The 13,284-nt window shown below is 75.4% G+C and carries 13 protein-coding genes; 5 read left to right on the top strand and 8 right to left on the bottom strand.

What is annotated here, in order from left to right; genetic code table 11:
• Position 1: 1 nt before the first annotated feature.
• The 4 genes from rapZ (at position 2) to CLV72_RS30760 (ending at position 3,488) form a co-directional block, all read left to right on the top strand.
• Entirely contained in the window at positions 2 to 850 is an 849-nt protein-coding gene (gene rapZ, locus CLV72_RS30775; RefSeq protein ID WP_106253753.1) for an RNase adapter RapZ, read from the top strand.
• A 110-nt stretch (positions 851 to 960) separates the two neighbouring features.
• Positions 961 to 1,905, top strand: coding sequence for a gluconeogenesis factor YvcK family protein (locus CLV72_RS30770; protein WP_106253752.1), 945 nt, complete (start codon positions 961 to 963; stop codon positions 1,903 to 1,905).
• A 61-nt stretch (positions 1,906 to 1,966) separates the two neighbouring features.
• Positions 1,967 to 2,947 (top strand): DNA-binding protein WhiA, encoded by a 981-nt coding sequence (whiA, locus tag CLV72_RS30765; RefSeq protein WP_106253726.1) that lies wholly within the window; start codon positions 1,967 to 1,969, stop codon positions 2,945 to 2,947.
• 82 nt (positions 2,948 to 3,029) lie between these two features.
• Positions 3,030 to 3,488, top strand: coding sequence for a hypothetical protein (locus CLV72_RS30760; protein WP_106253725.1), 459 nt, complete (start codon positions 3,030 to 3,032; stop codon positions 3,486 to 3,488).
• A gap of 13 nt (positions 3,489 to 3,501) precedes the next feature.
• Here CLV72_RS30760 and CLV72_RS30755 read toward each other — a convergent pair whose 3' ends face one another.
• From CLV72_RS30755 to CLV72_RS30740, 4 genes are all read right to left on the bottom strand, one after another.
• On the bottom strand, positions 3,502 to 3,999 hold the full coding sequence (locus CLV72_RS30755) for a GNAT family N-acetyltransferase (protein WP_106253751.1): 498 nt from the start codon (positions 3,997 to 3,999) through the stop codon (positions 3,502 to 3,504).
• 32 nt (positions 4,000 to 4,031) lie between these two features.
• A complete protein-coding gene (locus tag CLV72_RS30750) occupies positions 4,032 to 4,667 on the bottom strand; it encodes a hypothetical protein (protein WP_106253724.1) in 636 nt (211 codons plus the stop codon).
• A gap of 123 nt (positions 4,668 to 4,790) precedes the next feature.
• Positions 4,791 to 5,819, bottom strand: coding sequence for an aldo/keto reductase (locus CLV72_RS30745; RefSeq protein WP_106253723.1), 1,029 nt, complete (start codon positions 5,817 to 5,819; stop codon positions 4,791 to 4,793).
• A 29-nt stretch (positions 5,820 to 5,848) separates the two neighbouring features.
• Positions 5,849 to 7,480, bottom strand: coding sequence for an FAD-dependent monooxygenase (locus CLV72_RS30740; RefSeq protein WP_106253722.1), 1,632 nt, complete (start codon positions 7,478 to 7,480; stop codon positions 5,849 to 5,851).
• A gap of 447 nt (positions 7,481 to 7,927) precedes the next feature.
• On the opposite strand from CLV72_RS30740, the gene CLV72_RS30735 reads away from it, so the two are divergent.
• On the top strand, positions 7,928 to 9,502 hold the full coding sequence (locus tag CLV72_RS30735) for an MFS transporter (protein WP_106253721.1): 1,575 nt from the start codon (positions 7,928 to 7,930) through the stop codon (positions 9,500 to 9,502).
• A gap of 221 nt (positions 9,503 to 9,723) precedes the next feature.
• Here the strand turns inward: CLV72_RS30735 and CLV72_RS30730 are convergent, their stop codons facing one another.
• From CLV72_RS30730 to CLV72_RS30715, 4 genes are all read right to left on the bottom strand, one after another.
• Positions 9,724 to 9,942: an acyl-CoA carboxylase epsilon subunit gene (locus tag CLV72_RS30730; RefSeq protein WP_106253720.1), complete on the bottom strand. Its 219-nt coding sequence runs from the start codon at positions 9,940 to 9,942 to the stop codon at positions 9,724 to 9,726.
• Positions 9,943 to 9,954: 12 nt separating this feature from the next.
• Complete coding sequence (locus CLV72_RS30725) at positions 9,955 to 11,484, bottom strand: acyl-CoA carboxylase subunit beta (RefSeq protein WP_211303188.1); 1,530 nt, start codon at positions 11,482 to 11,484, stop codon at positions 9,955 to 9,957.
• 290 nt (positions 11,485 to 11,774) lie between these two features.
• Entirely contained in the window at positions 11,775 to 12,725 is a 951-nt protein-coding gene (locus tag CLV72_RS30720; protein WP_106253718.1) for a cyclase family protein, read from the bottom strand.
• Positions 12,726 to 12,804: 79 nt separating this feature from the next.
• Positions 12,805 to 13,284, bottom strand: a 480-nt coding sequence (locus tag CLV72_RS30715; RefSeq protein ID WP_146159646.1) for an acyl-CoA carboxylase biotin carboxyl carrier protein subunit, incomplete at its 5' end; no start/stop codon positions are given.

Below are 13,284 nucleotides of genomic sequence, written 5' to 3'. Positions count from 1 at the left end.
GATGGTGGTGATCACGGGCATGTCGGGGGCCGGGCGCAGCACCGCCGCCCGTGCCCTGGAGGACCTGGGCTGGTTCGTGGTGGACAACCTGCCGCCCGGCCTGCTGCCCACCATGATCGACCTGGCCGGGCGGAGCCAGGGCGCGGTGCCCCGGGTGGCCGCCGTGGTCGATGTGCGCAGCAGGGGCTTCACCGCCGACCTGCTGTCGGAGATAGACGCGCTCAAGCGGCGCGGCGTGTCCGGCCGGGTGGTCTTCCTGGAGGCCGGCGACGAGGCGCTGGTGCGCCGCTTCGAAGGGGTGCGCCGCCCGCACCCGCTGCAGGGCGAGGACCGCCTGGTCGAGGGCATCGCACGCGAGCGCGCGCTGCTGCGCGCCATCCGCGGCGACGCCGACCTCGTCATCGACACCTCGCAGCTGAACGTGCACCAGCTGCGGGCGAAGATGGTGGCCTACTTCGGCGACGACGGCGAGGCGCAGCCGCGCGCCAACATCGTCTCCTTCGGCTACAAGTACGGCCTGCCGGTCGACGCCGACCTGGTGGTCGACTGCCGCTTCCTGCCGAATCCGCACTGGGTGCCGGATCTGCGCCCAATGACCGGGCAGGATGCCCCGGTTCGGGAGTACGTTCTCTCTCAGCAGGGCGCCAAGGAGTTCCTCGACGCGTACACCGAGGTGCTGCGTCTGCTGGTGGCCGGGTATGAGCGTGAGGGCAAGCACTACATCACGCTCGCCGTGGGCTGTACCGGTGGAAAGCACCGCAGCGTGGCCATGGCGGAGCAGCTGTGCTCCCGGCTGCGCGACGAGGGCTTGGAGGTGCAGGTCGTCCACCGCGACCTCGGCCGGGAGTGACGGCCGCGCCGGCGCGGTGACGTGAGCCGGAAGGCAGGTGGAGATCGATGCGCGACCCCGGGGGAGCGTTCCTGCCCGCTGCCGACGTCGGCGACGGGCGCAACCCCCGGGTGGTGGCGCTGGGCGGCGGCCACGGCCTGCACGCCTCGCTGTCGGCGCTGCGGCGCGTCACCGAGAACCTCACCGCCGTCGTCACCGTCGCCGACGACGGCGGCTCCAGCGGGCGGCTCCGCCGCGAGCTGGGGGTGCTGCCGCCGGGCGACCTGCGGATGGCGCTGGCGGCGCTGTGCGGAGACGACGAGTGGGGCCACACCTGGAGCGAGGTGGTGCAGCACCGCTTCCGCAGCGAGGGGGAGCTGCACGGCCACGCCGTCGGCAATCTGCTGATCGTGGCGCTGTGGGAGCTGCTGGGCGACTCCGTCGCCGGGCTGGACTGGGTCGGGCGACTGCTCGGCGCGCACGGCAGGGTGCTGCCGATGTCCTCCATCCCGCTGGACATCATGGCCGAGGTGGCCGGGGTCGACCCCGACCGCCCCGACGAGATCACCACCGTCCGCGGCCAGGTGGCCTGCGCCGGCACCCGCGGCCAGGTCCGGTCGGTGTCGCTGATCCCGCCCGACCCGCCCGCCTCGCCGCAGGCGGTCAAGGCGGTGGCGGAGGCCGACTGGGTGGTGTTCGGGCCCGGTTCGTGGTTCACCAGCGTGCTGCCGCACCTGAAGGTGCCGGAACTGGCCGCCGGGCTGATCGCCACCCCGGCGCGCCGGGTCGTCGTGCTGAACCTCTCGCCGCAGCGCGGCGAGACCGAGGGCTTCGCCGCGCACACCTACCTGGAGGTGCTGGTCGAGCACGCCCCCCGGCTGACCATCGACGCGGTGCTGGCCGACGCCGCCTCCGTGGACGACGTGGCGGCGCTGGAGCGGGCCGCCGACAAGCTCGGCGCCCGGCTCGTGCTGGCCCGCGTGGCGGTGGACGACGGCTCGCCCCGGCACGACCCGGCCAGGCTCGCGGCCGCCTTCGCCGACGTCTTCCGTGGTGAAACCGGCGTGTCGCGCTAACCTGCGAGGGTCGGCCGGTCGCGATAATGGCCGGGGCGCGAGATCAGGGGGCGTGGGAAGCATGGCGATGACCGGTGTGGTCAAGGACGAGCTGAGCAGGCTGGACGTGCTCAAGCCGTGCTGCCGCAAGGCGGAGGTGTCCACCATCCTGCGCTTCGCGGGCGGGCTGCACCTGGTCAGCGGACGCATCGTCATCGAGGCCGAGCTCGACACCGGCTCCGCCGCCCGCCGGCTGCGCAAGGACATCACCGAGGTCTTCGGGCACGCCTCCGACGTGGTCGTGCTCGCGCCCAGCGGGCTGCGCAAGGGCAACCGCTACGTCGTGCGGGTGATCAAGGACGGCGAGAGCCTGGCCCGCCAGACCGGGCTGATCGACAACAACGGGCGGCCGGTGCGCGGCCTGCCCAGGCACGTCGTCTCCGGCGCCGTCTGCGATGCCGAGTCGGCCTGGCGGGGCGCCTTCCTCGCCCACGGCTCGCTCACCGAGCCGGGCCGCTCCATGTCGCTGGAGGTCACCTGCCCCGGCCCCGAGGCGGCGCTCGCCCTGGTGGGCGCGGCCCGCCGGCTGAAGATCAGCGCCAAGGCGCGCGAGGTGCGCGGCATCGACCGCGTCGTGGTGCGCGACGGCGACGCCATCGGCGCGCTGCTCACCCGGCTGGGCGCGCACGAGAGCCTGCTGGCCTGGGAGGAGCGGCGGATGCGCCGCGAGGTGCGCGCCACCGCCAACCGGCTCGCCAACTTCGACGACGCCAATCTGCGCCGCTCGGCGCGGGCGGCCGTCGCCGCCGGGGCGCGGGTGCAGCGGGCGCTGGAGATCCTGGCCGACGACGCCCCCGAGCACCTGGTCGCGGCCGGGCGGCTGCGCCTGGAGCACAAGCAGGCGTCGCTGGAGGAGCTGGGTCAGCTGGCCGACCCCCCGCTGACCAAGGACGCCATCGCCGGCCGCATCCGCCGCCTGCTCGCCATGGCCGACAAGCGCGCCGCCGACCTCGGCATCCCGTCCACGGAGGCGAGCCTCACCGCGGACATGCTGGCCTCGTAGTCGCGCGCCGCCCGGACTTGCGGTGCGGGGGTGCGGTACGGCAGTGTTCCGGGCATGCGAATCCACCCGATCGAAAGGTCCGATGCCGGGTAGGCGGCGCGAGGCGTCCGTGCCCGGATGGGCGCGGCGCGTTCAGGGGCCGCCCGGCGGCGGACGCTATCCGCGCGAGTGGCGCGCGGTCCCCGGCCTGTCCACCCGTGCGCACGCCGTACTGCTGGAGCTGGAGCGCGTCCACCCGCGCGAGCCGCTGTTCCGCGCCGACTTCCTCGGGCAGCTGCTGTCGTCCTGGCGGACGCTGGTGAACCGGCCCCGGATCCGGCACTCCTTCTCCGAGCCCGACGATCCCTGCTACTGCGAGTTCGGGCACGATCCGCCGCAGTGGGCCAGGTCCGAGCTGGAGGCGGCCTGCGCGGCGCTGCCCCTGCCGGTCGCCCGGGAGCTGCGGGCGCTGCTGCGGCCGCTGGACGCCCGGTTCCGGGCCCGTACGCTGCCGGACCTGAGCGTCCCGGCGGACCGGCCGTGGTGGTACCGCAGGTGCTGACGCGGGCGCGGCCTCACAGCTCGATGACGGCCTGCACGCTGGTGTCGGTGGCGACCAGGTGGGCGCCGGCGGCGGCGAGCAGCCGCCGGGCGGCGGTGTTGCCGGGGGTGGTGGCGGCGATCAGCCGCTGGTGGCCGCGCTCGGCGGCCAGCTCGCGCAGCCGGCGCACGGCGGCGCCGCCGACGCCTCGGCCGCGCTGCCCGCGCGTCACCCACAGGCCCGCCTCGACGCCCGCCCAGGTGCCTTCGAGCCGGGCCGCTCCGGCCGCGCGGCCGTCGGCGTAGATGACGAAGGTCTCCTCCACCGGCTGCTCGGTGCCGATGGAGCGGGAGCGGTGGAAGTCCAGGAAGGCCCGGCGCCGTTCGGCCGTCCACCCGGGCGGGCCGGGCACCGGCGGCATCACCTCGTCGGGCTCGGCCCCGGCCACCGCCGCGTCCAGCAGCTCGGCCAGCCGCGGCTCGTCCAGCGGCCGCAGCAGCACCTCGGGACGGTCCGCGTCCAGCTTCGCCATGGGCAGCATGCTGGCGGCCGGCCGGACGCGGGTCAACCGGACCGGCCGTCCGCCGCCGACCGGGCACCGGGAGCCCCCTCGGCCGCTCGCCGGGCCGTGTCGGCGGCGTCGAGCGCGTCGAGGGCGGCCGGGTCCGTGGTGGTGATCGGGTCGGCCGGAGGGAGCCGGTCGCGCCAGGGCCGGTACGGCACCGCGCACAGCTCCAGGTCGATGAAGGCGCCGCTGCAGTCGCGGTGGAAGCCGCCGCCGCGCTCGTAGGCGGCCAGCAGCGGGTCGAAGGGCTCGGCCAGCGCGGCCCGCCGGGCGCCGGTGAGCCCCTCGCCGGGGAAGCCGCCGAGCCCGGCCTCGCGCACGGCCGCCCAGTGCAGCGCCCACAGGCACGAGGACCTGACCGGCTCCCACAGGTAGTGGCCGGCCCATCCGGCCTCGACCCGCGCCACCAGCTCCGGGTCGGCCCGCACGCCGGGGGCGACCCGTTCCGGCAGGTCGAAGAAGGTGACGGGGGAGCGCAGGCCGAGAGCCCGCGCCCACAGGCCCATCCGCCGCTGGTACTCCATGAGCAGCCTGGGCCGCGACCCGGCGTGCGAGGCGGCCAGCTCCCAGGGCGCCGCCCAGTCGACGGCGGCGATCCGCTCCGCGACCGCGGCGGGGCTGCTCCGTTGGGCCATGGCCGGTCCTTCCCGTCGGTCGGTCCGGCCCAGTGTCGTCGGCTCCGGAGGGGGCCGCAAGGCGGTTTCCGGCTCCGACCGGGGCGCGGCGGTCCGGGCGCGGCCGCCCGGACCGCCGGTCGGTCAGTAGCGGGTGCCGGTGGCGGCGGGCGCCTCGTCGAGCCGGGCCAGGTCCTCCTTGGTCAGCTCCAGCTCGGCAGCGGCCGCGTTCTCGCGCAGGTAGCGCTCGCGCTTGGTGCCGGGGATCGGGATGACGTGCTCCCCCCGGCTGAGCACCCAGGCCAGCGCGACCTGGGCGGGGGTGGCCGCGTGGCTGTCGGCCACCGCCCGCAGCACGTCCACGATCCGCTGGTTGGCGGCGCGCGCCTCGGCGGTGAAGCGCGGGTTGGCCGAGCGGAAGTCGCTGCTCTCGAACTCCGTCGAGGCGGTGATCGCGCCGGTCAGGAAGCCGCGCCCCAGCGGCGAGAAGGGCACGAAGGCGGCGCCGTTGGCGGCGCACCAGCCGACCACGTCGCCGCTGGGCTCCAGGCCGCCGCCGACCGAACCGGGGCTGTCGAACCTGGCGTCGGCGGCCGCGCCGGAGGCGCCGAGGGCGTCCCTGGTCCACAGCGACAGCTCGGACTGGACCGCGGCCACCGGGTGGACGCGGTGCGCCCGCTCGGCCTCGCCCACCGAGACCTCCGACAGGCCCAGGTGGCGGACCTTGCCCTCGCGCACCAGCTCGGCCATGGCGCCCCAGCTCTCCTCCAGCGGGACGGCCGGGTCGACGCGGTGCAGGTAGTACAGGTCGACGGTCTCGGTGCCCAGCCGGCGCAGGCTGGCCTCGATCGCGGCGCGCACATGGGCGGGCGAGCCGTCGCGCCGCATCGCCTTGGTGCGCAGGTCGTCCACGACCAGCCCGACCTTGGTGGCCAGGAAGGCGTCGTCCCTGCGCCCGGCCAGTGCCCGGCCCACCAGGGTCTCGTTGTGGCCGGCGCCGTAGACGTCGGAGGTGTCCAGGAAGTCCACGCCCTGGTCGAGTGCGGCGCGGATCAGCTCGACCGAGCGCGCGTCGTCGCGCTCGGACTCGGTGTAGGCCCAGCTCATGCCCATGCAGCCCAGGCCGACCGCGCCGACCTCGCGTCGTGCGGGGCGGAAGGTGCGCTGTCTCATCGTGTGCTCGCTCTCTGATCGGCTCGTGCTCAGCCCTGGTGTGCCGAGGCGCCGGCCTCCGCCTCGGCGGCCGGCGGCGGCGTCGCCGCCTCTAGGGGCGCGGCGACCGGCTCGGGCCGCAGCCGCAGCGCGGCCAGCACCCGGGGCAGGTACGCGCGGTCGGGCGCGGGCAGCGTCGCGAGCAGGTGGCCGTCGGGGCGCACGACCGCGAGGGCCGCGGCGCCGCCGAGGACGCCGGCGATGGGAGCGTACCCCGGCCGGACCTCCACCACGGCGGCCTCGGGCACCGAGGCGCGGACCTCCGCGGCGGTGCGGGACCAGCCGGCGTCCCGGGAGCGCCCCGGCCACAGCAGCACGGTGAGGCCGTCCCCGGAGACCCGCGGCCACTCGCCCTCGCGGGCGAGGGCCGGCACCGGCGCTCCGGAGGGCTGCGGCAGCACCGGCAGCCGCCCGCCCGGCACCGGCCCCTTCCGCGTAGTGCCCTCGGTGTCCACCACCGGGTAGCGCACGTCGGTCTGGGCGATCAGCGGGACGATGGCCCGCTGCACCATGCCGGTGGCGGTGGCCGTCCGGAAGACGATGTCGCGCAGGGCGATCTGCGCGGGCTTGCGGAAGAAGCCCCAGCGGGTCTGGCGGGCCGTGGAGCGGGAGACCGCGTGCGCGCCGTGCCGCCGCTCGCGCTCGTAGCCGGCCAGCACGTCCTCGGTGAAGGCGCCGCGCATCAGTCCGCCGAGCCGCCAGCCGAGGTTGGCGGAGTCCTGCAGGCCGGTGTTCATGCCCTGCGCGCCCGCCGGGCTCATGATGTGCGCCGCGTCGCCGACCAGCAGCGCCCGCTGCCCGCGGAAGCGCGCCGCGATCCTGGCGTTCACCCGGAAAACGGTGCTGAACCGCAGTTCGCCGAGGACGTTGCGGCCCGGCGCGCGCTCGTCGACGATCGACTGGAAGAACTCGCGGGTGGGCGGGGTGTCGTCCTCGGGGTGCGGCACGCTCACCGCCACCCGGGAGACGGTCGGGCCGAGCGGGCCCAGGGCCAGGCTGCCGACGGGGGTGTAGCAGTAGCTCACCACGTTCATCGGCATGTCGCCGCGGACCTCGGCGTCGGTGATGGCGAAGCTGACGTCCAGCTGCTCGCCCTCGAAGGGGATGTCGAGCAGTTTGCGGACGGTGCTGTGCGCGCCGTCCGCGCCGACCAGCCAGGGGGTGGAGACCTCTTCGGCGGAGCCGTCGGGGCTCTCCAGCACCGCGAGCTGCCGGCCGCCCTCCACGCCGCGCAGCGCGGTGAGCCGGGTGCCCCGCTCGATCTTGCCGCCGAGTTCGGTGAGCCGCTGCTCCATGATGTCCTCGGTGGCGCTCTGCGCGATGCCCACCGCGAAGGGGTACGGGGTGTCGGTCATCCGGCTCAGCCAGGCGGTGCCCAGCGGGCGGCCGCCGGAGAAGTACGACACCCCCTCGACCCGGTGGCCCGCGGCCACGATGCGCTCGGTCAGCCCGGTGCGGTGCAGCAGTTCCAGCAGGCGCGGCCACATGATGGTGGCCCGCGAGTGCGCCGAGTGCCCGCGAGCGCCGTCCACGATGCGCACGGGCACGCCCTGCTGGAGGAGTTCGCAGGCGAGCAGCATGCCCACGGGGCCCGCTCCCACGATCAGTACCGAGTCGGCCATGGCACACCTCTCAGCCGCCGGCGTCCGGCGGGTCGTCAGCGGATGCGGACAGGGCCGCGGCGCCGCAGCGGGCACCGCCGCGCCATGACGCTAACCGCGTGCGGGCCCGCGGCGGCCGCCTACTCATCCGAAGACGGACGCCACTACAGCTAAAGGGGTAGTGGCGGGGCCGACTGGTGCAATACCGTCCCGCCCCGCGCCCGAATAGCATCGTTTTCCGTCCGCGTCCCCCATTCCCGGGGTGAACGCCGGGACGAATGACGGGAAAAGCGGGGCGCGGCGCATACGCCCCGCTTTTCCCGCCGTGCGCCACTCGCTGTGTCCCATCGCCGATCGCCGGACCGGGAAAACGCGCCGGCCGCCACGCACGTGGCATTCCGCGCGCCTCGGGCGGCGAGCACGGAAAACGATTCCCTGAACGGCCCGTGCTGAAAGAAAGGTCCGAACATGACGACCAGCGCTGCGGAGTCGTCTTCGCGCCGCACCCGCCCCACACTCACCCTGCTGGTGGTGTGCGCCGCGATCGTCCTGGTCCCGGTCACCGCCACGGGAGCCTCCGTCGCGCTCCCCGACATCAGCGTCGACCTGGACGCCGGGCTCGCCGCCTCCCAGTGGGTGGTCAACGCCTTCTTCCTCACCTTCGCCAGCTTCATGGCGGTCACCGGCTCCCTGGCCGACCTCACCGGCCGGCGCCGGATGTTCATCGGCGGCGTGGTGCTGTTCTGCGCGGCCATGCTGGTGGCGACGCTCGCCACCCACATCGCCGTGCTGGTCGGCGGCCGGGTGCTGGCCGGCATCGGCGCGGCGGCCGCCACCACGGGGGGCAGCGCGATCCTGGCGCAGACCTTCGACGGCGCCGCCCGCACCCGGGCCTTCGCGCTGTTCGGCACCGCCATCGGCGTCGGCCTGGCCTTCGGGCCGCTGGTGGCGGGCGTGCTGGTCACCTCGCTGGGCGGCTGGCGCGGCTTCTTCCTGGTCGCGGTGCTGGTCCTGGTCCCGGTCCTGGCGCTGAGCCCGCTGCTGGCCGAGTCGCGCGACGCCCATGCCGCCGGGGTGGACTGGCCCGGCGCGATCACCTTCACCGGCGGCCTGTTCCTGTTCGTGCTCGCCCTGGTGCAGGGCGGCCAGCTGGGCTGGACGCATCCGCTGGTCATCGGCGCCCTGGCCGCGTTCGTGGTGCTGATGGCGGTGTTCGTGCTGGTCGAGCGGCGGGCCGAGCGGCCGATGTTCGACATCTCGCTCTTCGGCCAGGCCCGCTTCGTGGCGATCTGCGCGATGCCGGTGCTGCTGGCCTTCGGCTTCGTCGCGCTGCTGATCGTGCTGCCGCCGTACTTCATGTCGGTCGACGGGATCTCCGCGCAGGACGCGGGCCTGCTGCTGGTGCTGCTCACCGGGCCCACCCTGGTGGTGCCGACCGTGGTCGGGATGATCGCGCGCCGGGTGCCGCAGAGCGTGCTGCTGGTCGTGATCATGGTGCTGGTCGCGGCCGGCTGCGCCTGGCTCACCGTGATCCGGCCGGGCGCGGGCGTCGCCGTGCTGGCCGGGCCGCTGCTGACCATCGGCATCGGCTTCGGCGTCTCGCTGGCCATCCTGGACGGCGCCGCGGTCTCCTCGGTGGAGCCGGCCCGCGCGGGCATGGCGGCCGGCATGTTCAACACCATGCGGCTGACCGGTGAGGCCGTCTCGATCGCGGTCCTCGGCGCGATCCTGGCCACCGTCACCCAGCAGCGGCTGGCCGCCGGCGAGTTCGCCGCCGCCGCCCCGGCCATGACGGCCGACCTGCTCCAGGGCGACATGGCCGGGGCCGTCGAGGCGGCCGCCGGGGCCGCGGGCGCCGCGGAGCTGGCGGCCGCCGCCTACACCGACGCGATGCACGTCGCGCTCTGGGCGGTGGCGGCCATGTCGCTGCTGGGCGCGGTGGCGGTCGGCGTGCTCTCGCGCGGAACCCCGCCCGCCGAGCAGGCCGAGCAGGCCGGTCCCGCGCCCGAGCGGGGCAGGGACGAGCCCGCCCTCGTGGACTGACCCCGAAGGCCGGGGCGTACGGCGGCCCCCGGGGACGTGCTTCCACGTCCCCGGGGGCCGTCCGTCTGTGCGCGGGGAGGGCGACGGAGGCGCCGTCCGACCCGTGCGGCGCACGGTGTGCACGGACACGAGCGACCCCGCCCGGGGACGGGGACCGGGCGGGGTCGCGGTGCGGGAGGCGGGGGAGGCACGTCCCCTCCCGCGAAGGGACGCGCCCGTCTTCAGCGGCGGCCCACCGGGCCGCCGGGCCCCGGCCACGAGGCGGGGGAGCGGTACCGGTCCGGGCGCGTCCAGGCGGGCGGCGCGGCCGCGAGCCCAGCCGCGCGCCGCGGCGCCGGGGCGGCCGGTCGGGCCAGCACCAGCGCGAGCGCGACCGCCTCGGCCTCGTCCAGGCGGCCCCTGACCACCCGGATCACCGTGTCCTGCCGGGCCGCGTGCATGTGTTCACCGCCTCACATCGGGGGGTTGCCGTGCTTGCGGTACGGCGCGGGCACGTGCTTGCGCCGCAGCGCCGCCAGCGAGCGGGCCAGCACGGCGCGGGTCTCGGCCGGGTCGATCACGTCGTCCACCAGGCCGCGCTCGGCGGCGTAGTAGGGGTGCATCAGCTCCGCCCGGTACTGCTCGACCAGTTCGGCGCGGCGCGCGGCCGGGTCGGCGGCGGCCGCGATCTCCTTGCGGAAGACGACGTTGGCGGCGCCCTCCGCGCCCATCACCGCGATCTCGTTGCCCGGCCAGGCGAAGGACAGGTCCGCCCCGATGGAGCGCGAGTCCATCACGATGTAGGCGCCGCCGTAGGCCTTGCGCAGGATGACCTGCACCCGCGGCACGGTGGCCGCGCAGTAGGCGTACAGCAGCTTGGCGCCGTGCCGGATGATCCCGCCGTGCTCCTGTCCGGTGCCGGGCAGGAAGCCGGGCACGTCCACCAGGGTGACCAGCGGGATGTTGAAGGCGTCGCAGGTGCTGACGAAGCGGGCGCCCTTCTGCGAGGCGTGGATGTCGAGCACGCCCGCCGACACCATCGGCTGGTTGGCCAGGATCCCGACCGCCTGCCCGTCGATCCGGGCGAGCGCGCAGACCAGGTTGCCGGCCCAGCCCGCGCCGACCTCGAAGTAGCCGCCGTCGTCCACGATCTCCTCGATCACGGCCCGCACGTCGTAGGGGCGGGACGGATCGGCGGGCACCAGGTCGAGCAGCCGCTCGGCGCGCCGGTCGGCCGGGTCGGCCGTCGGCTCCTCGGGCGGCGCCTCCTGGTTGTTGGCCGGCAGGAAGGACAGCAGGTGGCGCACGTCCTCCAGGCAGGAGCGCTCGTCGGCGGCGAAGAAGCCGGCCACCCCGCTGACGCCGGAGTGCACCCGGGCGCCGCCCAGCTCGTCCTGGCCGACCCGCTCGCCGGTGACCGCGTGCACCACGTCGGGCCCGGTGACGAACATCTGCGCGATGCCGTCGACCATGAAGACGAAGTCGGTGAGCGCGGGGGAGTAGGCGGCGCCGCCGGCGCACGGGCCGAGCATCACGCTGATCTGCGGGATCACCCCGGAGGCGCGCACATTGCGGGTGAAGATGCCGCCGTAGCCGGCCAGCGCGGCCACACCCTCCTGGATCCGGGCGCCCGCGCCGTCGTTCAGGCTGACCAGCGGGGCGCCGGCCGCCACCGCCATGTCCATGATCTTGTGGATCTTGGCGGCGTGCGCCTCGCCGAGCGCGCCGCCGAAGACCCGGAAGTCGTGCGCGTAGACGTACACGGTGCGGCCGTGCACGGTGCCCCAGCCGGTGACGACACCGTCGGTGTGCGGGCGGCGCCGCTCCAGGCCGAAGCCGGTGGCGCTGTGCCGCCGCAGCGGCTCCACCTCGGTGAAGGAGCCCTCGTCCAGCAGCAGCCCGACGCGCTCGCGGGCGGTCAGCTTGCCCTTGGCGCGGTGCCGCTCGGTGGCGAGCGGGTCCGCGCCCTCGGCCACGGCCTCCTTGAGCGCGCGCAGCTCCATCGTCCGCTCCGCCAGCGACGGCACCCGCCGCACGGCGGGCGGCGGCGCGTCGATCGCGAGCGGGTCCGTGTACGTACCGGGGGTCACTGTCATGGTCGGCCTCCTTCGGGCCTCGGGCCGTGAACGGCTGCGTCCCCGCCGGGCCGCCCGCACGCGCGGGGCCGTCCCGGCGGGGACGCGTTCGCGCCTCGGCGGCGCACGCGCCCGGCGGCGGCCCGTACCGCCCGGGGCGCAGCGCGACCGGCGCCCCGGACGGTACGGGCGCGCCCGCCGGGCGCGCGGGACCGGGATCAGTGGAAGACGAGCACCCGCGCCGGACCGCCGAAGCCGCCGCGGTGCTTGGCGGCGCCGACCACCACGGTTCCGCCGTGGCGCGGCGCCGCGGCCAGGTTGTTCAGGTTCTCGATCCCGTACAGGCCGTTGGGCAGCATGATCTGGTGGCTCTCGGGCACCTCCGAGCCGCCGTGGTCGATGCTGGTGCTGTCCACGCCCGCGCCCACGATGGAGCGCTCCTCCACCAGGAAGGCGGCCGCCTCGGGGCCGATGCCCGGGTAGCGGAACACGCCGTCCTCGCCCTGGTTGAGGTAGGCGCCGGGGATCGGGACGCGGCGGCTCCAACCGGACTCCATCGCGACGAACGCGCCGCGGGGGATGCGGCCGTACCGGCGCTCGTAGCGGCGGATGTCGTCCACTTCGAGGGTGGCGGTGTGGTCGTGCTCGGCCCGGTCGCCGATGCTGACCACGCACAGCGGCGCGACCAGGCTCTCCACCGGGATCTCGTCGACGTAGTTCTCGCCGCCGAAGTGGGCCGGCGCGTCGATGTGGGTGCCGCTGTGCTCGTCCAGCGTCATCGTGTTGGCGTTGAAGCCGTCGGTCTCCAGGAAGCGGTGCTGCTCGTAGACCGGAGGGGGCGACAGCGGGTAGAAGATCGGGAAGTCCGAGCTGAGGGTGTGGGTGAGGTCAACGACCCGGCTGCCGAGCCGGCCCCGCACGTCGGAGGCGGCGGCCACCCCGACGGGCAGCATGGACAGCGCCGCGGCGGCGCTCGCCACCCCGGTGAACCGCATCAGGTTGCGGCGGGTCATCACCCGCGACGCCGCCGAGGGCGCCTCGGCGGGCTCGCCCGCGACCTGGACGCTGCCGTTCTCGCCGGTGCGCCGCACGTACGGGTGGTTCTGGCCGGGCGGAGCGGCACCGGCGTCGCCGTAGTCGATCCGCTGCATCAGGGCCGGGTTGCACATCGCGGGATAACTCCTCTGTCGGTACTGCTGCTTCGTCGGTGCGGGCCGACCGGGGGGACCGGTCGCCGAGGCGGGTGCCTCAGCCGGCGATGGTGCAGACGACGGCGCCGCCGCCGACCGCGTCGCCGGGGTTCAGGGACAGGCCGGTGACGGTGCCGGCCTTGTGCGCGGTCAGCGGCTGCTCCATCTTCATCGCCTCGATGACCACGACGGTGTCGCCGGCGGCCACCCGGCCGCCGTCCGCGGCGACGACCTTGACGACGGTGCCCTGCATCGGGCTGACCAGGGCGTCGCCGTCCGCGGCCGCCGCGGCGGCGGCCCGGCGCGCCGGGCGCCTGGGCGCCGCGGGATCGGCGGCGAAGCCCTCGGGCAGCACCACCTCGACCCGCCGGCCGTCGACCTCGACCGTCACCGCCCGGCGGGTCGGGGCGCCCGCCGCCGGGGCGGCGTCCGGCGCGGCTTGGGGGGTGATGGTGTTGTGGAATTCGGTTTCGATCCAGCGGGTGTGGATGGTGAAGGGGGTGTGGTCGGTGGGGGCGAAGGCGGGGTGGTTGACGAT

Source organism: Allonocardiopsis opalescens, assembly GCF_003002095.1.
In the GTDB taxonomy this organism is placed as follows: domain Bacteria; phylum Actinomycetota; class Actinomycetes; order Streptosporangiales; family Streptosporangiaceae; genus Allonocardiopsis; species Allonocardiopsis opalescens.
This window is presented reverse-complemented; position numbering and strand designations above follow the sequence as displayed.

Coding starts and splice junctions, on each gene's coding strand:
- rapZ (WP_106253753.1), top strand. CDS start 2: ATGGTGGTGATCACGGGCATGTCGGGGGCCGGGCGCAGCACCGCCGCC.
- whiA (WP_106253726.1), top strand. CDS start 1,967: ATGGCGATGACCGGTGTGGTCAAGGACGAGCTGAGCAGGCTGGACGTG.
- CLV72_RS30760 (WP_106253725.1), top strand. CDS start 3,030: ATGCCGGGTAGGCGGCGCGAGGCGTCCGTGCCCGGATGGGCGCGGCGC.
- CLV72_RS30755 (WP_106253751.1), bottom strand. CDS start 3,999: ATGGCGAAGCTGGACGCGGACCGTCCCGAGGTGCTGCTGCGGCCGCTG.
- CLV72_RS30750 (WP_106253724.1), bottom strand. CDS start 4,667: ATGGCCCAACGGAGCAGCCCCGCCGCGGTCGCGGAGCGGATCGCCGCC.
- CLV72_RS30745 (WP_106253723.1), bottom strand. CDS start 5,819: ATGAGACAGCGCACCTTCCGCCCCGCACGACGCGAGGTCGGCGCGGTC.
- CLV72_RS30740 (WP_106253722.1), bottom strand. CDS start 7,480: ATGGCCGACTCGGTACTGATCGTGGGAGCGGGCCCCGTGGGCATGCTG.
- CLV72_RS30735 (WP_106253721.1), top strand. CDS start 7,928: ATGACGACCAGCGCTGCGGAGTCGTCTTCGCGCCGCACCCGCCCCACA.
- CLV72_RS30730 (WP_106253720.1), bottom strand. CDS start 9,942: ATGCACGCGGCCCGGCAGGACACGGTGATCCGGGTGGTCAGGGGCCGC.
- CLV72_RS30725 (WP_211303188.1), bottom strand. CDS start 11,484: ATGGAGCTGCGCGCGCTCAAGGAGGCCGTGGCCGAGGGCGCGGACCCG.
- CLV72_RS30720 (WP_106253718.1), bottom strand. CDS start 12,725: ATGTGCAACCCGGCCCTGATGCAGCGGATCGACTACGGCGACGCCGGT.